The organism is Streptomyces sp. NPDC051217 (assembly GCF_044455465.1).
GTDB lineage: Bacteria > Actinomycetota > Actinomycetes > Streptomycetales > Streptomycetaceae > Streptomyces.
Genome location: NZ_JBITEV010000017.1, coordinates 108543 through 129159, shown reverse-complemented (window position 1 = coordinate 129159; position 20617 = coordinate 108543). Strand labels below are relative to the sequence as shown.

The 20617-nt window shown below is 70.4% G+C and carries 15 protein-coding genes; 5 read left to right on the top strand and 10 right to left on the bottom strand.

Annotation, left to right across the window (positions count from 1 at the left end; genetic code table 11):
• Positions 1–35: 35 nt before the first annotated feature.
• The 8 genes from ACIBBB_RS30540 to ACIBBB_RS30505 all read right to left on the bottom strand — a co-directional run bounded on the left by ACIBBB_RS30540 (position 36) and on the right by ACIBBB_RS30505 (position 9666).
• On the bottom strand, positions 36–305 hold the full coding sequence (locus ACIBBB_RS30540) for a DUF6296 family protein (RefSeq protein ID WP_398987684.1): 270 nt from the start codon (positions 303–305) through the stop codon (positions 36–38).
• A 136-nt stretch (positions 306–441) separates the two neighbouring features.
• A complete protein-coding gene (locus ACIBBB_RS30535; RefSeq protein ID WP_398987682.1) occupies positions 442–1227 on the bottom strand; it encodes an SAM-dependent methyltransferase in 786 nt (261 codons plus the stop codon).
• Between the two features lie 28 nt (positions 1228–1255).
• A complete protein-coding gene (locus tag ACIBBB_RS30530) occupies positions 1256–2122 on the bottom strand; it encodes a helix-turn-helix domain-containing protein (RefSeq protein ID WP_398987680.1) in 867 nt (288 codons plus the stop codon).
• Positions 2123–2489: 367 nt separating this feature from the next.
• The gene (locus ACIBBB_RS30525; protein WP_398987678.1) at positions 2490–4112 is read right to left on the bottom strand and encodes an alkaline phosphatase D family protein; all 1623 of its coding nucleotides are present in this window, start codon (positions 4110–4112) and stop codon (positions 2490–2492) included.
• A gap of 55 nt (positions 4113–4167) precedes the next feature.
• Positions 4168–6444, bottom strand: a complete 2277-nt coding sequence (locus ACIBBB_RS30520; RefSeq protein ID WP_398987766.1) for a glycoside hydrolase family 3 N-terminal domain-containing protein — start codon at positions 6442–6444, stop codon at positions 4168–4170.
• A gap of 137 nt (positions 6445–6581) precedes the next feature.
• Complete coding sequence (locus ACIBBB_RS30515; protein ID WP_398987676.1) at positions 6582–7400, bottom strand: carbohydrate ABC transporter permease; 819 nt, start codon at positions 7398–7400, stop codon at positions 6582–6584.
• Positions 7400–8353 (bottom strand): carbohydrate ABC transporter permease, encoded by a 954-nt coding sequence (locus ACIBBB_RS30510; protein ID WP_398987674.1) that lies wholly within the window; start codon positions 8351–8353, stop codon positions 7400–7402. The genes ACIBBB_RS30515 and ACIBBB_RS30510 overlap by 1 nt, the downstream gene beginning before the upstream one ends.
• Before the next feature lie 14 nt (positions 8354–8367).
• Entirely contained in the window at positions 8368–9666 is a 1299-nt protein-coding gene (locus tag ACIBBB_RS30505) for an ABC transporter substrate-binding protein (protein WP_398987672.1), read from the bottom strand.
• A 141-nt stretch (positions 9667–9807) separates the two neighbouring features.
• Between ACIBBB_RS30505 and ACIBBB_RS30500 the strand changes: the two genes are divergently transcribed.
• Together ACIBBB_RS30500 and ACIBBB_RS30495 are read left to right on the top strand one after the other, a co-directional pair.
• Positions 9808–10893, top strand: a complete 1086-nt coding sequence (locus ACIBBB_RS30500) for a LacI family DNA-binding transcriptional regulator (RefSeq protein ID WP_398987669.1) — start codon at positions 9808–9810, stop codon at positions 10891–10893.
• 73 nt (positions 10894–10966) lie between these two features.
• Complete coding sequence (locus tag ACIBBB_RS30495) at positions 10967–12328, top strand: NAD(P)/FAD-dependent oxidoreductase (RefSeq protein WP_398987667.1); 1362 nt, start codon at positions 10967–10969, stop codon at positions 12326–12328.
• A 75-nt stretch (positions 12329–12403) separates the two neighbouring features.
• Here ACIBBB_RS30495 and ACIBBB_RS30490 read toward each other — a convergent pair whose 3' ends face one another.
• Together ACIBBB_RS30490 and ACIBBB_RS30485 are read right to left on the bottom strand one after the other, a co-directional pair.
• The gene (locus ACIBBB_RS30490) at positions 12404–15634 is read right to left on the bottom strand and encodes an alpha-L-rhamnosidase (protein WP_398987665.1); all 3231 of its coding nucleotides are present in this window, start codon (positions 15632–15634) and stop codon (positions 12404–12406) included.
• 219 nt (positions 15635–15853) lie between these two features.
• Entirely contained in the window at positions 15854–16837 is a 984-nt protein-coding gene (locus tag ACIBBB_RS30485; RefSeq protein ID WP_398987663.1) for a TIGR03557 family F420-dependent LLM class oxidoreductase, read from the bottom strand.
• A 251-nt stretch (positions 16838–17088) separates the two neighbouring features.
• On the opposite strand from ACIBBB_RS30485, the gene ACIBBB_RS30480 reads away from it, so the two are divergent.
• Genes ACIBBB_RS30480 through ACIBBB_RS30470 form a run of 3 tightly spaced genes read left to right on the top strand, consistent with a single transcriptional unit; the run spans position 17089 to position 20551 of the window.
• Positions 17089–18390 carry a PP2C family protein-serine/threonine phosphatase gene (locus ACIBBB_RS30480; protein ID WP_398987660.1) on the top strand — a complete coding sequence of 434 codons (1302 nt, stop codon included), beginning with the start codon at positions 17089–17091 and terminating at the stop codon, positions 18388–18390.
• The gene (locus ACIBBB_RS30475) at positions 18390–20105 is read left to right on the top strand and encodes an ATP-binding protein (protein ID WP_398987658.1); all 1716 of its coding nucleotides are present in this window, start codon (positions 18390–18392) and stop codon (positions 20103–20105) included. Before ACIBBB_RS30480 ends, ACIBBB_RS30475 begins: the two co-directional genes overlap by 1 nt.
• Complete coding sequence (locus ACIBBB_RS30470) at positions 20102–20551, top strand: response regulator (protein ID WP_398987656.1); 450 nt, start codon at positions 20102–20104, stop codon at positions 20549–20551. Before ACIBBB_RS30475 ends, ACIBBB_RS30470 begins: the two co-directional genes overlap by 4 nt.
• The last annotated feature ends 66 nt before the right edge of the window (positions 20552–20617 follow it).

The following is a 20617-nucleotide window of genomic DNA, read 5'->3' as shown; positions in this document are numbered from 1 at the left end:
CACGGATCACCGAGGGGACGGGGCCGGGGATTCGTTCACGAGCCGAGCGACCGCGCCTTCACCGGTGTGCTGGGCGCCTGCTGGCCTCCGCTGGCCAGCATCCGCACCTCGCCCCGGTCGCTGATCTCCGCGCGCACGATGCCTGTCTCGTCCTCGTAGACGGGAAATCCGCCCGCCCCTGCCCTGGCGGTACGCCTGACCGTCACCACGTCCCGCTCCGTGTCGTCCGGCACTGGGGCCGTGAGATCGGTCGGGTCGGTCGGGCTCTCGTCGAACACCAGCTCATAGCGTTCCGGGTAAGCCATGGGGGCCTCCTCCCGCGATAGGCACCACCACCCATCGTCACCCCGTCGGCCGATCCTCGCCTCCGGCGTGGCCGGGACACCGGGAACGGGCGGCGGAAGGCGGGAGGCGGGAGGCGGGAGGAGGGGCGGCCGGAGCTCAGGGGAGGCGGGCGACCCCGGCGTAGAGGGCGTTCTCCTCGTGCTCGGGCGCGGCCGTGTCCCGGTACCACTCGGGGCCGGTGACGAGTCCGGGCTCGACGAGGTCCAGACCGTCGAAGAACCGCGCCACCTCGTCCCGCGTGCGGAACCGCAGCTCGATACCGCCCTCGCCGTAGGTCCCGGTGATCCGGGCCTCCAGCTCCTTGTGGAAGTCGAAGGTGCCGTGCGAGAGCACGAGGTAGCTGCCGGGCGCGAGCGCGTCGAGGAGGGTACGGGTGATCTCGTACGGGCCGTCGCTGTCCGGCACGAAGTGCATCAGCGCGACGAGCGACACGGCCACGGGCCGGTCGAAGTCCAGCTGCCCGCGCGCGTGGTCGAGGATCGCCCCGGGGTCGCGCACGTCCGCCTGGAGGTAGTCGGTCCCGCCCTCCGCCGTGCTGAACAGCAGCGCCTCGGCGTGCCGGAGCACGATGGGATCGTTGTCCGTGTAGACGACCCGGGCCTTCGGGTTGATCTCCTGGACGACCTGGTGGAGGTTGGGCGCGGTCGGGATGCCGGTGCCTATGTCGAGGAACTGGTCGACGCCCTGGCGGGCCAGCCACGCGGACGCGCGGTGCATGAAGGCGCGGTTCTGCCTGGCGCTGCGCTTCCCCAGCTCGGGCAGCCGCTCCCCGACGGCCCGGTCGACGGGGTAGTTGTCCTTGCCGCCCAGGAGCCAGTCGTACACCCTCGCCGGATGGGGCTTGCCCGTGTCGACCTGCAGTTTGGGCTTGCCTTGGCGCATGGGGTGCTCCGTCGCGTGGGGTCGGGGGTCACAGTGCGGCGCGGAAGTCGGACAGCAGTTGCCGCGTACGGCTCGCGGACTCCGCGTGTGCCACCATCCGGTCCATGGCCTCCATGTGCTCGGAGACCTCACCGTCCTCGTCGAGATAGAGCGCGCCGGTCAGATACTCGATGTAGACCATGTCCCGCACCTCGGGGACACCGAACCGGAACAGCACGAAGGGGCTGTACGTCCCCGGGTGATGGCCCGCGCTGAACTCGGCGATCTGCAGCGTCACGTTCGGCAGCTCGGTCGCTTCGAGCAGCCGGTCGATCTGAGCGCGCATCACGTCCGCCGAGCCGACGAAGCGGCGCAGCACCGTCTCGTCCAGTACGGCCCAGAAGACGGGCGCGTCGGCGCGGGTCAGCAGCGCCTGGCGCTCCAGCCGGAGCGCGACCTGCCGTTCGACCCGGGAGGGGTCGGAGAGCTGCTGCCCCAGGGCGCCGGTGGTGAGGATGTGACGCGCGTACTCCTCGGTCTGGAGCAGCCCGGGCACGAAGTGCGGCTCGTAGCAGCGCATGGTCTTCGCGGCCTCTTCGAGGCTGACATAACCACTGAACCAGTCGGGGAGCACATCGTGGAACCGCTGCCACCAGCCGGGTTTGTTGGCGTCGTCGGCCAGCCTGAGGAAGACGTCTATCTCTTCGTCCGGGACGTTGTACGCAGGCAACAGGATCTGGAGATAGGGGACTTTGAGCCCGACCTCCGCCATCTCCATCCGGCGGACGGTGGCCGCGGTCACCCGCAGCAGCTGACCGGACTGCTCCCGGCTGAGCCCCGCCTTCTCACGCAGGGCCAACAGCTGTCTGCTCAGCACGATCTGACCGATCGTCGGAGCCGACCGTGGCTCGCTCATCGCGTACCCCCGAGCACTGCCGCAGCCATGACCCACAGTCTGCCACAGCAACTGGGGCCTGTGGCAGGTCTGTTGATCTTCCGCGGTCTTCCGGCGCCCGGGGTGACCGCCGTGCTCCGTAATCTCAAGATTCTCAGCTCGATCCGGGATCTTGGCCGTGTGGGCAGCCGGGTGGGGCTCGCAAACGCTCGCGTACGTCCGTGCGTGATGCCCTGGCCGACGAGGTGGTGCGGGCATGCCCGACAGCATGTCGCTCCGGAGTCCCCGCGACCAGAGGGCGGGGCTCCGTTCAGGGTCCCTCTCCTGGGCCGGGCGGAAAACCCGCCGGATACTCTCACACCGCCATGACGGCCGCGGTGCCGCCGGGTTACACGGGCGTCAATCCCGGATTGCCGGCCTCCGTGACGAACGACGCCGCCCTCGTGAGCGCCGAGCCGGGCTTCGTCACGGATGTCAGCGTGTTGAACGTGACCGTCGCCCGGTCCGGCGTGAGCGTGAACGTGGTGTACCCCCGGCGCCCGTTGTAGTACTTCATATGCGGGTTGGCGGAGGTGAGGCTGGACCAGTTGGACGGCTTCTCCGCGCCGTCCCTGTCGCTGCTGACCGATGTCGTGGCGATCTCCGTCCCCACGACGCGGGACTTCGGATCGTCGAAGTCCTCCTTCAGGTCGAAGCCGTAGCCGACGTGCACGTCGCCGGTGAGCACCATCAGATTGTCGAGGCCGGCCGCCTTCGCACCGTCCAGGACGCGCCTGCGGGAGGCCGTGTACCCGTCCCACGCGTCCATCGACAGCTTGAAGTTCGACCCCGGCACGTCGCGGCGCTGGGCGAACGTGACCTGCTGGGCGAGCAGATTCCAGGTGGCGTCCGAGCTCTTCCAGCCGTCGAGCAGCCAGCGTTCCTGCGTCTCGCCCGTCATGGTGCGCTTGGGGTCCTTCGACTCCGGGCCCGGGACCTGCCAGTTGGCGCCCTGCACCTGGTTGGAGCGGTACTGGCGGGTGTCGAGGATGTCGAACTGGGCGAGGCGCCCGAAGTGCAGCCGGCGGTAGAGCCGCATGTCCGGGCCCTCCGGCCGCTGCGGGGCACGCAGCGGCTGGTTCTCCCAATAGGCGCGGTAGGCGGCGGCCCTGCGGAGCAGGAACTCCTCCGGCGGGACGTCGTTCTCGGGCGTCTCGTCCGCGTAGTTGTTCTCCGTCTCGTGGTCGTCCCAGGTCACGACGAACGGGTGCGCCGCGTGCGCGGCCATCAGGTCCGGGTCGGATTTGTAGAGCCCGTAACGCAGCCGGTAGTCCTCCAGGGTCACCGTCTCGGAGTTGTAGTGCGCGGGGAGTTCGCGGTCGGTGTACTTCCGCTCGCCGCCCGCCGCGGTCACCGCGTACTCGTACAGATAGTCGCCGAGGTGCACGACCACGTCGAGGTCCTCCGCGGCGAGATGCTTGTACGCGGTGAAATAGCCGTGGTAGTAGGCCTGGCAGGACAGCGTCGCCAGCTTGAGCTGGGTGGCCGGGGTCCCGGCGGCGGGGGCGGTACGCGTGCGGCCGGCCGGGCTGATCCACGTACCGGACCGGAAGCGGTAGTGGTAGAAGCGGCCGGGCGACAGCCCCGGTACCTCGACGCGCACGCTGTGGTCGAACTCGGGATGGGCCGTCGCCGTACCGCTCGCGACGATCAGCGCGAAGCGCTCGTCGTACGCGACCTCCCACTCCACCTCGACGCGCTCGGCGGGCAGACCGCTGTCCGCCGTGTACGGCTCGGGCGCCAGCCGGGTCCAGAGCAGGACCGTGTCGGGCAGCGGATCGCCCGAGGCGACGCCCAGCGTGAAGGGATCCTTCGTGATCTCCCGGGGATTGAGTCTGCGGGCGGTGGCCGCGCCGGCGGCCGGCATGTTCGCCGCGAAGGCGAGCACGGCCGCGGCGCCGGCGCGGGTGACGAACTGACGGCGGTTGACGCGGCGGGCGGCAGAGCGGAATTCGGGCAGATGATTTCCCATGGTGACGAGTCATATGCCCTGTTATGTACTCTTGCTGACCCTGCATCAGGGTGATCTATTGCTCCTCCCGGCGTATGCGCGCGTGCAGCGCCCGGGTGTGGTCCACCTCCCGTACGGCTCCGGTCAGCGTGACCCGGGCAGTGAGCCGGGTGTCCGCGCTTGAGGCGCCGAGCCGCAGCTCCAGTTCGCCCGGCTCCACGATCCGGCGCCCGTCCCGCCCGGTGAAGGAGGCCAGGTCGGCGGGGACGGAGGCGCTGATCCTCGCCGCCTCGCCCGGCTCCAGAGGCACCCGCAGATAGCCCACGAGCCGCTGGACCGGCTGCACGACCGAAGCCACGGGGTCGTGCAGATATAGCTGCACCACCTCCGTACCCGGCCGGCCGCCGGTGTTGCGCACGGTGAAGGACAGCCGCAGTTCGCCGTCGGTCGGGGCCGCGCTGTCGGCCGTCAGCGTGGACCAGACGAACGAGGTGTACGTCAGCCCGTGCCCGAACGCGAACGCGGGCGTCGGATCGATATTCGACGAGTCGCCGGCCCGCGCCAGCCGCGCCGCCAGATACGTGGACGGCTGTCCGCCCGGCCGGCGCGGAACGCTCACCGGCAGCCGGCCCGACGGCTCGACCCGGCCGCTCAGCACCCCCGCGACCGCCCGCGCGCCCTCCTGTCCGGGGAAGAACGCCTGCACGATCGCGGCCGAGGCGTCCACGGCCTCCTCGCCCAGTGCGTACGGCCGTCCCGCGAGCAGCGTGACCACCACCGGCGTACCGGTGTCCAGCAGGGTGTCGAGCAACTGCTGCTGTACGCCCGGCAGGGCCAGCGACTCCGCGTCGCAGCCCTCGCCGCTCGTACCCCGGCCGAAGAGTCCCGCCCGGTCGCCGAGAGCCGCGACGATCACGTCCACCCCTCGCACCGCCCGCAGCGCGGCGGCGAATCCGCCGGTGACCGCCGAGTCGACGGCGCAGCCGGCCGCGGTGACGATCTCGCACCCGGGGAACTCCGACATCAACGTCTGGAGCAGCGTGGGCAGTCGCACCCCGGCAGGGGTGCCGGGGTGCTGAGCTCCGACATGGACGGGGAAGGAGTAGCAGCCGAGGACGGCGGTGGGGGTGTCGGCCTGGGGGCCGACGACCGCGATCCGGGCGGGCCGGTCCATCGGCAGGACCCCGTCGTTCCGCAGCAGGATCACCGAGCGCTCCGCGAGGCGGCGGGAGATGTCCCGGTGCGCGGCGGTGTCCAGGCTCACGGTCCCGCGCAGCAGGCCGGGCGGTGCGTCGGGATCGGAGTCCGCCAGGGCGGGCGGCAGCGGGCTCCAGTCCGGGTCCAGCAGGCCGAGCTGTGCCTTCTGCGTCAGCACCCGGCGCAGGGCCCGGTCGACCACCTTCGTCGTCAGCTCTCCTCCGGCGACGGCCTCGCGCAGGGGCTGCCCGAATGTCTTCACGGTGGGCAGCTCGACGTCGACCCCGGCGGTCAGCGCCACGGCGGCCGCCTGCCCCCAGTCGGCGGCCACCCCGTGCAGGGACTTGAGGAAGGCGATGGCGAAGTAGTCGGCCACGACGGTGCCTTCGAAACCCCAGGTGTCCCGGAGCAGTCCGGTCAGCAACTGCTCGTCGGCGGCGGCGGGTATGCCGTCGGTGTCGGTGTACGCGTGCATCACCGACCGTGCGCCGCTCTCCCTGACCGCCATCTCGAAGGGCAGGAGCATGACGTCGGCGCGCTCCCTGGTCCCCATGCTCACGGGGGCCAGATTGCGGCCGGCACGGGAGGCCGAATAGCCGACGAAGTGCTTCAGGGTGGCCACCAGCCCGGTGGACTCCAGCCCCTGGACGTACGCGGTGGCGATGGTCCCGACGAGGTACGGGTCCTCGCCGATGGTCTCCTCGACCCGGCCCCACCGCGCGTCGCGCACCACGTCCAGCACCGGGGCGAGACCCTGGTGGACACCCACCGACCGCATGTCGCTCCCGATCGCCGCGGCCATGGCCCGGACCAGGCCGGGATCGAAGGCGGCGCCCCAGGAGAGCGGGACCGGATAGGTGGTGGCGCCCCAGGCGGCGAAGCCCGCCAGACACTCGTCGTGCGCCATCGCCGGGATGCCGAACCGGTTGCCCGCGACGATACGTTCCTGACTGCGCATCAGGGACAGCGCGCCCAGGGCGGGATCGACGGGGACGGTACCGAACGGCCGGGTCAGCTGGCCGAGTCCGTACGGGATCAGTTCGTCCAGGGTGGGCGGCTCGTCCATGTCGTGCTGGTGCGGGGCGACTTCGGCGCCGTCCGCGGAGGCGCCCGCCCACAGGCCGTACAGCTGGGCCAGCTTCTCCGGCAAGGTCATGGCGGCGATCAGCTCCTCGACGCGGGCGGCGCGGGCCGCCGTCCGGGAACGGTCGTCGCGGAGTCCGCCGGGGCTGCCGTCCGCACGGGTCGCTCCGGTGTGCGGGCCCGAGGGGGCGTCGGTGGTCACGTTGTCGGTCACTTTCCTCCGACGCCCATCAGCCCCTGGACCAGGGCCCGGCGGGCGAACAGGTAGACGAGCAGGACGGGCACGGTGGACAGCACCACGGCGGCCAGCAGGCCCGGGATCTCGACGCCGTGCTGGGTCTGGAAGTTGTACAGACCGAGGGTGATCACCTTGGACTCCTCGGACTGGGTGAGCACGAGCGGGAAGAGGAACCCGTTCCACGCCTGGAGCGCGGCGAACACCACGACGGTGGACAGCCCGCTCTTCGACAGCGGCACGACGAGCTGGAAGAACACCCGCCGCGCGTCGGCGCCGTCGATGGCCATCGCCTCGAAGAGGTCGTCGGTGATGTCGCGCATGGTGCCGGTCAGGATGAGTACGCAGACCGGCATGCAGAACGCGGCCGTCGGCAGGATGACGCCGATGAGGTTGTCGTAGAGACCCGCCTCGCTGATGACGTAGAACATCGGCACGATCACCGCCTGCGCGGGGATCGCCAGCCCCAGCAGGAAGAGCCGGAAGACGCCCGATGTGGCGCGGCCACGGTTGCGGACGATCGTGAACGCCAGGGGCGGGACGAGGAGCACGACGATCGCGACCACACTGGCCGTCACGATCAGGGTGTTGACGAAGTACCGGCCGAAACCGTTCGAGAAGCTGTCGAGGTAGTTGTCCAGCGTGAAGTGGTCGGGGAAGCCCAGCGGGCCGCCCGCGTTGTAGTCCGGGCGCGACTGCACCCCGGCGCCGAGCATGACGTACAGCGGCAGGCCGACGACGAACAGCCACAGGGTGACGCCCACGCCCGCCAGGTAGTTGGGACGGCGCCTCATCACATGCCTTCCTTGGTGCCGGCCATCCTGTCGTAGCCGGAGACCCGCACCACGACCAGCGAGACGGCCGTGGCCACCAGGACGAGCAGCAGCGCGATGGCCGCGCCGGCGCCGAACTCGAAGCCCTTGAAGGCCTTCTGGTACATGTAGTAGGCGCTGATGGTGGTGTCGGTGCCCGGTCCGCCCTGGGTGAGGATCAGCACCGTGTCGAAGGTGGTGAGACCCCCGACGACCATCAGGATCACCGACGTGATGATGGAGTTGCGCAGCTGCGGCAGGGTGACGTGGAAGAACTGACGCACCCGCCCGGCGCCGTCGATCTCCGCCGCCTGGTAGAGCACCGCTGGGACGGCGCGCGCCGCGCCCTGGTAGATCAGCGCGTGCAGCGGGGTGAACTGCCAGGCGCTCACCAGGACCAGTACGGAGATGGCTCCCGTACGGCTGCCGAGGAGGTTGCCGTCCCCGAAGAGCCAGGCCGCCTGAGAGGGCACCCCGAAGTTCGGGTCGAGCAGGGCCCGCCACAGCACCGAGACGGCGGTCGCGGACAGCAGCAGCGGGACGAAGAAGACCGCCGACAGCACGGCCCGGTTGCGCTGCGGGCCCGCCGCCCAGACTCCGAGCAGGATGCTCAGCGGGGTCTGGACCACCACCCCCAGGACGGTGAGCAGCACGCTCAGCCACAGACTCTTGATCATCACCGGGTCGTGGAACAGCGTGACCCAGTTGTCGAAACCGGCGAACTCCGGTGAGCCCAGACCCGACCAGGTGGTGAAGGACAGGACGGCCACCAGCACCAGCGGCACGACGGCGAACAGCGCGAAGAACACGACGGCGGGCAGCGCCCAGCCGATACCGGGCCGGCCGGTCCGGCGGCGGGCCGAGGGACCGGCCGGCCCCGCGGCCCGGGCGGGCCGGCGCCCGTCCTTCGCTACGGGGGCGGTGAGAGAAACCATGGAGGACGTCCCTCTCAGGCGGTCGTGAGGGCTTGCATGGCCTTGATGAAGCCGTCCGCGTCGAGCTGCCCGTTGAAGAACTGCTGGACCGCCACATAGATGGGCGTCATGTTCTTCGGGGGGTACGCCTGGTCCCACGAGAGCTGGAACGCGGGGGCCTTGTCCACCAGGTCGTACTGGTACTTCAGGTACTCCGGGTTGTCCGCGCCGTCCAGGAACTTCGCGGTGTTCGTGGTGGTCGGCAGATTGCCGATCGCGAGCTGCGACTCGACGAACTCGTCCGAGTACATGAGCTTCAGGAACTCGGCTATCGCGTCGGCGTGTTCGGTCGACTCGCGGACCGAGTAGAAGTTGTTGGTGTTGCCGACGAGGTTGGCCGTGTCGCCCTTGCCGCCCTCGACGCCCGGGAAGGCACCGTAACCGAGCTCGTTCTTGGCGAAGTCGGGGTCCGCGTCCTGCTGGGTGGAGTACGCCCACGACCCCATCAGCTCGAAGGCGGCCTTGCCGCTCGACAGCAGGGCGGGGGAGCCGCCGTCGGTGAATTTGACCGAGTCGTAGTTGGTCCCGAAGGCGCCCGCGTCGATGAGCTCCCTCAGCATGTCCAGCGCCTTCCTGCTGTCGGCGCTCTCCCAGACGTCCTTGTCGCCGGCCAGGGCGTTCTTGAAGAGCTCGGGGCCCGCGACGCGGTCGTAGAGGTACTCGAACCACATCATCGTGGTCCACCTGTCGCCGCCGCCGAGAGCGATGGGCGTGACGCCCTCGCCCTTCAGGGTCTTCACGGCGGCCAGCAGGTCGTCCCAGGTGCGGGGAGCCTCGACGCCGGCGTCGGCCAGGACCTTCTTGTTGTGGAAGAGCAGCACCGGCTGGGTGCCGCGCATCGGCACGCCGTACGACTTGCCGTCGACCTGCGCGGTTTCGAAGACCGACGGGAGGAAGTTCGACTTCAGCCCCGGCTCGTTCTTGATCATGTCGTCGAGCGGCAGCAGCAGCTCCGCGTCGACGAAGGGCTTGATGCTGCCGCCGCCCCAGTTGAAGAACACGTCCGGCGCCTGGGGGGTGTTGATGACCGTCTGGAGCTTCTGCTGGTAGTCGGCGCCGGGGACGGTGTCCAGGACGGCCTTGACCTCGGAGGTCTTGTTGAACGTCGCGACGATCCGCTCCTCCACCCGGTTCGTGGCATCGCCGTAGACCAGTACGTGGAACTCGTCCGAACCGGAGGAGGAGTCGCCGCTGCCGCAGGCCGCCAGGCCCAGACTCAGAACCAGCGCCGCGCCGCCTGCGACGGTTCGACGGAACCGTGCGCGTGTCTTCATCGGTCGACCCTTCGAAAGTATCGGTAATCTGCTCGAAAGTCTCTGTGGGGTGCGACCGTAAGGTCCCCTCAAGTGCCGGTCAACATCCCTGTCATCACTCGGCGAAACCGTTACACAACGCCGTGCTTTATCCTTCAGTCCATGCGAGACGACAGGAGTACGGGGCGAGTCACCCTCGCTCAGGTGGCCAACCAGGCGGGTGTTTCCCTTTCGACAGTTTCGAAGGTGCTCAACGGGCGCCCCGATGTCTCCGCCCCGACGCGCGTCAAGGTCGAGGAGCTGCTGGAGGCGCACGGCTACCGGCGCTCCTCGGCGTCCCTCCCCGAGGCGCCGCTCATCGAGATCGTCTTCCACGAGCTGGACAGCGCCTGGTCGATGGAGCTCATCCGGGGCATGCAGAACGTCGCCAAGAGCGCCGGAGTCAGCGTCGTACTCACCGAGACCGGGACCCGTCACTCCCCGGGAGCCGAGTGGGTGGAAGGCGTCCTGCGCCGCCGCCCGCTCGGTGTGGTGCTGGTCTTCTCCACCCTCCCCGACGAGCTCAAGAAGAAGCTGTGGTCACGGGCCATCCCGTTCGTGATCATCGACCCGGCCGGTGACCCGGAACCAGACGTGCCCTCCGTGGGGTCGGCCAACTGGGCCGGCGGGCTCGCCGCCACCCGCCATCTGCTCGACCTCGGGCACCGCGGCATCGCGGTCGTCACCGGCCCCGAGGACATGCTCTGCTCCCTCGCGCGCCTCGACGGCTTCCGCTCCGCCATGGCGATGGCCGGTGTGGAGGTCGACCCCCGCCTCGTGCGATTCGGCGACTTCCATGTCCAGGCCGGCTACGACCACGCGATGGAACTGCTCCGGCTCCGGGAACCGCCGACCGCCATCTTCGCCGGGAGCGACCTCCAGGCGCTCGGCGTACTGGAGGCGGCGCGGGTGCTCGGCGTCCAGGTGCCGGAAGATCTCTCCGTGGTCGGGTACGACGACATCCCGCTCGCCCAGTGGTCGAGCCCCGCGCTGACCACCGTGCACCAGCCACTGGTGGAGATGGCGGAGGAGGCCGCCCAGATGCTGCTGCGGCTGCGGCGCGCGTATCAGGGCGGCGGCGCCCGGCCGGACGCCCGTCCCGACGGCCGCTCCGACGCCCGTCCCGACCAGGCAGATACCCGGATCGAGTTCGGCACGCGCCTGGTCGTCAGGAACAGCACGGCGGTGGTGAAGTCCGCGACGGAGTGAATCCGTCCGTGAGAGAAACCGGACCCGGGGAAGGTGAAAGGCGACCCAGCAGGACCGGGAAGGGATGGACACCGTGGCACGACCGAGGATTCTCGTAGTGGGAGCAGGCTTCGCCGGGGTGGCGTGCGTACGCCGCCTGGAGCGGAAACTGGTGCCGGGAGAAGCGGAGATCTGCCTGGTCACGCCGTTCTCGTACCAGCTCTATCTGCCGTTGCTGCCTCAGGTGGCCTCGGGAGTCCTGACCCCTCAGTCGGTCGCGGTCTCACTGCGCCGCAGCAAGAAACACCGCACTCGGATCGTCCCCGGCGGGGCCATCGGAGTGGATCCGAAGGCGAAAATCTGCGTCATCCGGAAGATCACCGGCGAGATCGTCGACCTGCCCTACGACTACATCGTGCTCGCCCCCGGCAGCATCACCCGCACGTTCGACATCCCCGGACTCGTCGAGAACGCGCGCGGCATGAAGACGCTCGCCGAGGCCGCCTACATCCGCGACCACGTCATCGCACAGCTCGACCTCGCGGACGCCAGCGTGGACGAGAAGGAGCGCGAGGCGAGGCTCCGGTTCGTCGTGGTCGGCGGCGGCTACGCGGGTACGGAGACGGCGGCCTCGCTCCAGCGCGTCACCGACAACGCGCTGCGGCGCTATCCGAGGCTGGACCCGAAGCAGATCAAGTGGCACCTCATCGACATCGCGCCGAAACTTATGCCGGAACTCGGCGACAGGCTCGGAGCCACCGCCCTCGGCATCCTCCGCAGGCGCGGGATCGAGGTGTCGCTCGGGGTGTCGGTCGCCAAGGCCGGGCCCGACGAGGTGACCTTCACAGACGGCCGGGTGCTGCCCTGCCGCACGCTGATCTGGACGGCCGGTGTCGTCGCGAGCCCGCTGGTCAGCACGTTCGAGGCCGAGAAGGTGCACGGCCGGCTCGTGGTCTCGCCCGAGCTGCGGGTCACGGCCCTCGACGGCGTCTTCGCCCTCGGCGACGCCGCGGCCGTCCCGGACCTCACGAAGGGCGGCGACGCGATCTGCCCGCCGACCGCCCAGCACGCGCTGCGCCAGGGCCGTAAGGCCGCGGACAACGTCATCGCCGCGGTGCGCCATCAGCCGCTGCGGCGGTACGAGCACAAGGACCTGGGGCTCGTCGTCGATCTCGGCGGCAGGGACGCCGTCTCCAAGCCGATGGGTATCGAACTGCGTGGGATGCCGGCCCAGGCCGTCGCCCGCGGCTACCACTGGTCGGCGTTGCGGACCAATGTCGCCAAGGCGCGGGTGCTGACCAACTGGGTGCTCAACGCCGTCGCCGGGGACGACTTCGTACGGACCGGGTTCCAGGCACAGAAGCCGGCCACGCTGCACGACTTCGAGTACACGAACGCCTATCTGACACCGGATCAGGTACGTGAGCACGCACGCACACTGACCGCGCGCGGCTGACGGGAAGCGGGCGGAGACGGCCGGGTACGGGAAGCCTCCCGTACCCGGCCGGATCACCGAAGCCCCGGTGCGGGATCAGGTGGTGAACCGGTGCTGCCCCGACGCCACCGCGTACACGGCGCAACCGTCCTCCATCCGCAGGAACCTCGCGCCCTTGTTCCTGACGTCGCCCGCCTTCCGCGCCGGCACCCACACCTCCGCCGTGGTGTTGGGCGGCACCGAGCACTCAAGCTCGAAGCCTTCACGCTTCGACTCCCAGCGGGTGGTGATCGGCCCGTACACCGACGCGTACCGGCCCCCGGCCCGCCGCACCTCACCCCCGGGGCGCGGCCTGATCACGATCTCCTTGAAGCCGGGCCGGGCCGGCGCGATGCCCGCGACATTCGCGTACATCCACTCGCCGACCGACCCGTAGGCGTAGTGGTTGAAGGAGTTCATCCCGGCGTCCTGGAAGCTGCCGTCCGGCCTGATCGAGTCCCAGCGCTCCCACATCGTGGTCGCGCCGTTCTCGATCTGGTACCCCCAGCCGGGGAAGGTGCGCCGGTGCAGCAGCCGGTGGGCGACATCGTTGTGGCCGGTGGCGGTGAGCACCGGCAGCAGCCGGGGCGTACCGAGGAAGCCGGTCGACAGATGCCAGTCCTTCGCCTCGATCAGCGCCACCAGCCGGTCGGCGGCGGGCTTCCGGGCCGGCTCAGGCAGCAGATCCATGGACAGGGCGAGCACATAGGCCGTCTGCGTGTCGCCCTTCACCCTGCCGTCCGCCGTCACATACGCCGCCCGGAAGGCGTCGCGGACCTGGCCGAACAGCGTTTCGTACGGCGCCGGATCCTTGCCCAGCACCCGCGCGACACGCGCGGTGAGATCCGCGACGTGCGCGAAGTAGGCGGTACCGATGACGTCCTTCGGCGTCTCGTCCTCGATGTTCAGCCAGTCGCCGAAACCGTCCGCCGGACGCAGGAGGCCGTCGCTGTGCTCGCGCAGGTAGTCCAGCCACTGGAGCAGCGAGTCCCACGACACGTCGAGAATCCGCTCGTCGCCGTACGCCTGGTACAGCGCCCAGGGCACCGTGACTCCGGCGTCGCCCCAGCCGGCCGACCCGTCGCCGACGTTGCCGATGTCCGGGGCGACATGCGTGAACGAGCCGGCGTCGGTCTGCGCGTCCCGCAGGTCCTGGAGCCACTTGGTGAGGAAGCGGGCTGACTCCATGACGTACGTGGCGGTGGGGGCGAAGACGTTGATGTCGCCGGTCCAGCCGAGCCGTTCGTCCCGCGCGGGGGTGTCGGTGGGAATGGAGAGGAAGTTGCCGCGCTGACCCCAGGTGATGTTGCTGTGCAACTGATTGAGCATGGGGACGTCCGACTCGAACTCGAAGGTGAACGGCGCGGAGGTGTGCATGACCCGGCCGGTGATCGCGCTCGCGAGCGGCGTGCCCGGGAAGCCGGTGACCTCGACGTAGCGGAAACCGTGGAAGGTGAAGCGCGGCTCATACGTCTCCTCGCCCCCGCCCCTGAGGGTGTAGGTGTCGGTGGCGCGCGCCGAACGGAGGTTGGCCGTGTAGACCGAGCCGTCCGGGTTGAGCACCTCGGCGTGCCGCAGCCTCACGGTCGTGCCCGCCTCGCCCGACACCCGGAGCCGTACCGAACCGACCATGTTCTGGCCGAGGTCGAAGACGAAGACCCCCGGAGCGACGCGGGTGACCTTCTTGGCGGGCAGCTCCTTCATGACGCGCACCGGGGCGTCCAGCTCCGCGACGATCTCCGTCTCCACACCGTCGACCGGCTCGGCCGCGAGCCAGCCCGCGTCGTCGAAGCCGGGTGACGTCCAGCCCTCGGTCTCCAGCCGGGCGTCGTACTCCTCGCCCGCCTGCATGTCGGACGACACGATGGGTCCGGCAGCGGCCCGCCAGCCGTCCCCCGAGACGACCCGCTCGCTCGTCCCGTCCTCGTACGTGACCTCCAACTGGGCCAGCAGTGCGGGCCGGTCGCCGTAGTGGTGCGGTCCGAACATGCCGAGATTGCCGCCGTACCAGCCGAGCCCGAGATGCGCGCCGAGCGCGTTGGCGCCCCGCCGGACCAGAGCGGTGACGTCGTACGTCTGGTACTGCACCCGTTGGCGGTAGTCGGTCCAGCCGGGCGCGAACTGGTCCTTGCCGACCCGCTGTCCGTTGAGGTGCGCCTCGTAGTGGCCGAGCGCGGTCGTGTGAAGACGGGCGCTCGCGACGCGCTTGTCGGCCAGGCGGAAGGCGTGCCGCAGCTGGGTGGCGGGAAAGAGCGCGGGCGCCACCGCGCCCCACGGCCCGGAGCCCCACGCGGGGCCCTCCTTGGCGGCGGGCCACGCGCTGTCGTCGTAACCGGTCTGCCGCCACGCGCCGTCGGCGCCGGACGGCTCCTGGTCCGTCGTCCGCCACGCGTCGTCCGTGGGGACGGTGGTGGTGCCGTCGGGCGAGGTGAGTTCCAGTACGGCGATGAAACCGGCGGGGCTCGCGGTGGCGTTGACCGCGGAGGCCGCCACGACGTTGGCCCCCGGGCGCAGTCGGGCCGTGACGTCGACGACGGCCGGACGGCGCCAGTTCTCGGCGGGCCCGTCGGGTTCGGTCCGGCTCACTTCGGTGCCGTTCACATACACGGTGTACGCGTCGTCGGCGCCCACCACGAGCCGGGCACCCGTGACGCCGGCCGGCACGTCGACGGCGCGGCGGAACCAACGCGTCCCGGCGGGCAGGTTGTCGGTCGGTTCGCCCTCGGGGAACCAGATCCAGGACGAACCGCGCAGGCCCGGGGCCGCCGTCAGCGTGGCCGGCGCGGCGATCCACCGTGCGGACCAGGCCGCCGTGCTCATCAGCCCGGTTTCCCACCAGGCGCTCTCGCTCCAGCCGGAGACCTCACCGGCCGCGTTCCAGACCCGGACCGACCAGTGATACCGGGTCAGGGGCTTGAGCTCGGGCCCCGCGTACGGCACGAGCACCGACCGGTCCGACACGACCTTGCCGCTGTCCCACACATCGGGCTCGCCCAGCCTGTCGGGCCGGGTGGCGACCCGGATCTGGTACGCGCTCTGCGCCTGGCCGGGCGCGTCGGACAGCAGGGGCCAGCTCAGTCGGGGCTCCGGGGTGTCGAGGCCCAGCGGATTGCGTGCGTACTCGACGGTCGGTGAGCTGACCCGGAGCGCGCCGGCCCGGCCCGGACCGGCGGCGGTGCCGGCCGAGGTCGCCTCGACGGCCTGTGCCGACGGCGTGGCGGCCGTGGCGAGGGTGGTGCCCAGTGCGGCTGCGGTCGTGGTGGTGAGCATGCGGCGTCTACTGATCACGTCAACCCCAGAACAATTCGACAATGAATCGATTCACTGGTGTGAAAGTAGGGGCACCCCTTGGGTCGGTCAAGGAGTCGCGCGCACATTGCCTTGCTGGACAAGGGAATTGGGTGGGTTCGCTGAACCCTTTCAGTCCCAACTTCCCCTGGAGCCGTCCGCGCGAACGCGCATCGGTGAGGCCCGGCCGCGGAGCGTGCGCTCAGGACCGGGCGGTGCTCAGGTGCCCGGCGAGGTGTCCGGTGTGAGCCGCCGCAGCGGACCGTCGAGTTCGCGCGCGTAGAAGTCGAGGAAGCCGTCCGGGTCCGGCCCCGCGTTCATCAGGACCAGCCGGTCGAAGCCCGCGTCGGCATACGTCCGTACGGCCTCGGCGTACCTCGCGGGATCGGGCCCGCAGGCGAACCTCTCCAGGATGTCCTCCTCCCGGACAGTGGCGGTCGCCGCGTCGAAGTTGACCGGGTTGGGCAGCTCGCTCATCACCTTCCAGCCGGTCACCGCCCACCGTGAGGTCTCCAGCACGGCCCGCGCCGCGGTGTGTTCGTCGGCCGCCCACGCCACGGACACCTCGGCGTAGCGGGGCCCGGCACCGCCCGCGTCGCGGTAGTGCCGGACGATCTCCGGCTTCGCCTCGGTGGCGAACAGACCGTCTCCCAGCTCGGCGGCGATCCGCGCCGACGGCGCCCCGCTCGCGGCGACGGCGATCAGCGGCAGTTGGTCGGGCAGGTCGAAGATCCGCGCGTCCTCGACACGCAGGTGCTTGCCCTCGTACGAACGGTAGCCACCACTCCACAGCAGCCGGATGATGTCCAGGGCCTCCCGGAGCAGCTCGTGGCGGGTGCGGACGTCCTGGGGGAAGCCGGGGCCGACGACATGCTCGTTGAGGCGTTCGCCGGATCCGACGCCGAGGACGAAGCGGCCTTCGCAGAGCAGCGCGAGCGTCGCCGCCGCCTGGGCGATGATCGCCGGGTGGTAGCGGACGGTCGGACAGGTCACGCCGGTGGCCAGCCCGATGCGTTCGGTTCTGGCCGCGATCGAGCCGAGCACGGTCCAGGCGAAGGGTGAGTGCCCCTGGTTGTCGAGCCACGGATGGAAGTGGTCGCTGATCTCGACGAAGTCGAACCCCGCGCGCTCGGCGAGCACCGCCTGCCTCACCAGCTCGGCCGGGCCGAACGCCTCGGAGGCCAGTTTGTAACCGATCTGCATGTGTGGTCCTTGTCTCTGCCAGGATCTCTTTCGGGTACTCCGGGGCAGCGTCGCCGTCCGTGCCCGCGTACAGGTACCCGATGTCCCCGGTCGTCTAACGGGCCGTCGTCCGCCGGACCGGGGGCCCGGCGGACGCCCGAGGTGATCCGAGAAAATGTTGTCATGGGGTAACTGATCGCTTTAGTCTCAACCCGGACGCACCCGGAGGTCCCACGGGCTGCGGCGCCAGTGGCGAGAGGAGAACAACTGCCATGGGCACCCGCCCGAACACAGCTGTGAAATCCACCTCGGGCAGATCCGGCACCCCTTCGTCCCCCGGAACCCGGGGCCAGATCCCCGCGAGCCGGGACACGACGCGGGGGGACGACGCCGCGCAAGCCCTGTGGAACGGCCGCCCGCCCACGGTGCTGTTGATCGAGGACGACCCCGGCGACGCGCTCCTCGTCGAGGAACTCGTGGCGGACAGCGAGGTCCCGCTGCGGCTGAGCCTCGCCAGGACGCTGGCCGAGGCGATCACCGCGCTGGAGGCGGAGGTGCCGCAGTGCATCCTGCTCGACCTCCATCTCCCGGACGCCCAGGGCCTGGAGGCCCTGGAACGGGTCCTCGTCCACGCCGGCGGTTCGGCCGTGGTCGTACTGACCGGACTGGCCGAGGAGCGGTCCGGTCTCGCCGCCGTGGCCGCCGGGGCCCAGGACTATCTGATCAAGGGGCGGGTGGAGCCGGACCTGTTCGTCCGCGCCATCCGCTACGCGATCCAGCGCAAGCACACCGAACAGGCTGCGTCCGCCCTCCAGACGAGCCGGCTCCGCGCCCAGGAGAACGCCCGTCTTGAGCGCGGCCTGCTGCCCACCCCGCTGCTCCTCGACACGACCGTCGCGGTGTGCGCCCGCTACCAGCCCGGCCGCTCCCAGGCACTGCTCGGCGGCGACTTCTACGACGTCGTCCAGACGCCCGACGGCATGACCCACGCGGTTGTCGGAGACGTCTCCGGGCACGGCCCCGACGAGGCGGCACTCGGCGTGTGCCTCCGGGTCGCCTGGCGTTCCTTCGTCCTGGCGGGCGCCCGGGGCCAGCAACTCCTCGCCCTGCTCGAACAGATCCTGGTCGCCGAACGCTCCGGCCCCGAGATCTTCGCGACCCTCACCTGTCTGACCCGCGCCCCGGCGGACGAGCACATGAACCTGCAGCGCGCCGGCCACCCAGGAGTGCTGATCCGCTCGCCGGAGAGCGGCGTACGTCTGGAGGAGGTGCCGGGCGGTCCCGTACTCGGTCTGCTGCCCGGTCTGGTGGCCTGGCCCGTGACCCCCGTCCCCATCCACCGGCACGGCGCGGTGATGATGTTCACCGACGGACTCATCGAGGGACGTATCGGCACCGGTTTCGAACGGCTGGGAGAGCACGGGCTCCTGGAGATCGCCCGGCGCCACGCGCACGAACCGGCCGACACGTTCGTCGACACGCTGATCCACAGCGCGCAGAGCCTCGCGGCGAGCGGCGGTGGTCTGGCCGACGACGTCGCCGTGCTTCATCTCGAATGGAACGGTGCCACCTGATGTCCGACACAACGCGTCTTCCCGTCGGGACGCCACGCCCCTCCGGCGGCGGACCGCCGGACGACACGCCCCCGCGGTCCCGGCCCGCACCGCCCCCGCCCCGGCCGCCGTTCGGCCACCGGGTGCGTACACTCCGGCGGCTGACCGTGCAGGGCTGGTTCCTGCTGGCGGTCGGGGCGCTCTGCGTCATGACACTGGTCGCCGGGGGAGTGGCCGCGGCGGTACTCGCGCGCACCACCGACACCGGCGATCATCTGATCGACGAGGTGGCCCCGGCCCGCACCCAGGCGTTCCGGCTCCAGGCCGCCCTCCTCGACCAGGAGACAGGTGTACGCGGCTATCTCCTGACCAAGGACGAGGACATGCTGGAGCCCTACCGGCGCGGTCTCGTCGACGAGACCGCCGCGCGGGAGCGGCTGAGCGAGCTGGTCGAAGGGCTCGACCGGCCGGTCGCCGACCTGCGCGCGGTCGACCGGGCGGCGCGCGAGTGGCGCACCGAGTTCGCCGTCCCGGCGCTCGCCGGTACGGGCGACGAGGCCGCCTCGGTGGCCGAGGCGAAGCGGGCCTTCGACCGGGTGCGGGCGGCGCTCGACGCGCAGCAGGCACAGCTCGGGGACGAACAGCGGCAGGCGCGGGCCGACTTCGCCGAGGCCCGCTCCGACCGCGACCGGGCGCTGATCGCCGCCCTGGTGGCGTTCCTGCTGACCGGGGTGGCGATCACCGTCCTGGTGCACTTCACGGTGGTACGGCCGCTGGACACCGTGCGCGCCTCGTCCCGGCGTGTCGCCGACGGGGACTTCGACCACGCGATCCCCGCGCACGGGCCGGCCGATCTGCGGACCCTCGCCCAGACCGTGGAGGGCATGCGGCTGCGGGTGGTCAGCGAACTCGCCACCTCCCGGGGCAACGAGGTCGAGCTCGCCCGCCAGGCCGCCGACCTGGACGCGGGCGCGGCGGAGCTGCGGCGCTCCAACGCGGAGCTGGAGCAGTTCGCGTACGTCGCCTCGCACGACCTCCAGGAGCCGCTGCGCAAGGTCGCCTCCTTCTGCCAGCTGCTGGAGAAGCGGTACGGCGACCAGCTCGACGAGCGCGCCACGCAGTACATCGGCTTCGCCGTCGACGGCGCCAAGCGCATGCAGGTCCTCATCAACGACCTGCTCACCTTCTCCCGCGTCGGCCGGGTCCAGGACGCGCAGGAACAGGTTTCTCTGGACGCGGCCCTGGACCGTGCCGTACGGAATCTCTCGGTGACGATCGAGGAGACCGGCGCGGTGATCGACCGCCCGGCGGAGCTGCCCGAGGTCGTCGGGGACCCGACGCTGCTCACGATGGTCTGGCAGAACCTCGTGGGCAACGCGGTCAAGTTCCGCCACCCCGACCGGGACCCGCGCGTCGGCATCGCGGTCGATCGCGAGGAGGGGGCCGACTCCTGGACGTTCACCGTCACCGACAACGGAATCGGCATCCCCGAGGAGTTCGCCGAGAAGGTCTTCATCATCTTCCAGCGGCTGCATGCCAGGGACGCGTACGCGGGTACCGGCATAGGCCTGTCACTGTGCAAGAAGGTCGTCGAGCACAGCGGCGGCCACATCTGGATCGACACGGACCACACCGACGGCACCCGTATCGCCTTCACCCTCCCCGTCGAGCAGCGGCGCCCCGCCGCCGTCGAGCCGTCCCCGCCGGCCCCCCTCACCGAAGGAAGCACCGTATGAGTACGTCGCCCCAGTCGCAGCCCGTCGAAGTACTGCTGGTCGAGGACGACGCGGGTGACGAGCTCATGACCCGGGAGGCCTTCGAGGACAACAAGATCGGCAACACGCTGCATGTCGTACGGGACGGTCTGGAGGCTCTGGACTTCCTCTACCAGCGCGGCGAGCACGCCGAGGCGCCCCGCCCCGATCTCATCCTGCTCGACCTGAACCTGCCGAAGTACGACGGCCGGCAGGTGCTGGAGAAGATCAAGTCCGACCCCCACCTCAGCCATATTCCGGTGGTCGTCCTCACCACGTCGGCGGCCGAGGAGGACATCCTGCGCAGCTACAAGCTGCACGCCAACGCCTATGTCACCAAGCCCGTCGACCTCGACCAGTTCATCAAGGCGATCCAGCAGATCGACGACTTCTTCGTCACCGTGGTCAAGCTGCCGCGCTTGTTCTGAGACCGGCCGGCCGCGCTGTTAAGCTGCGTCACGAAAGATTGTTTCCCTGCGGCAACAGTCTTGGCG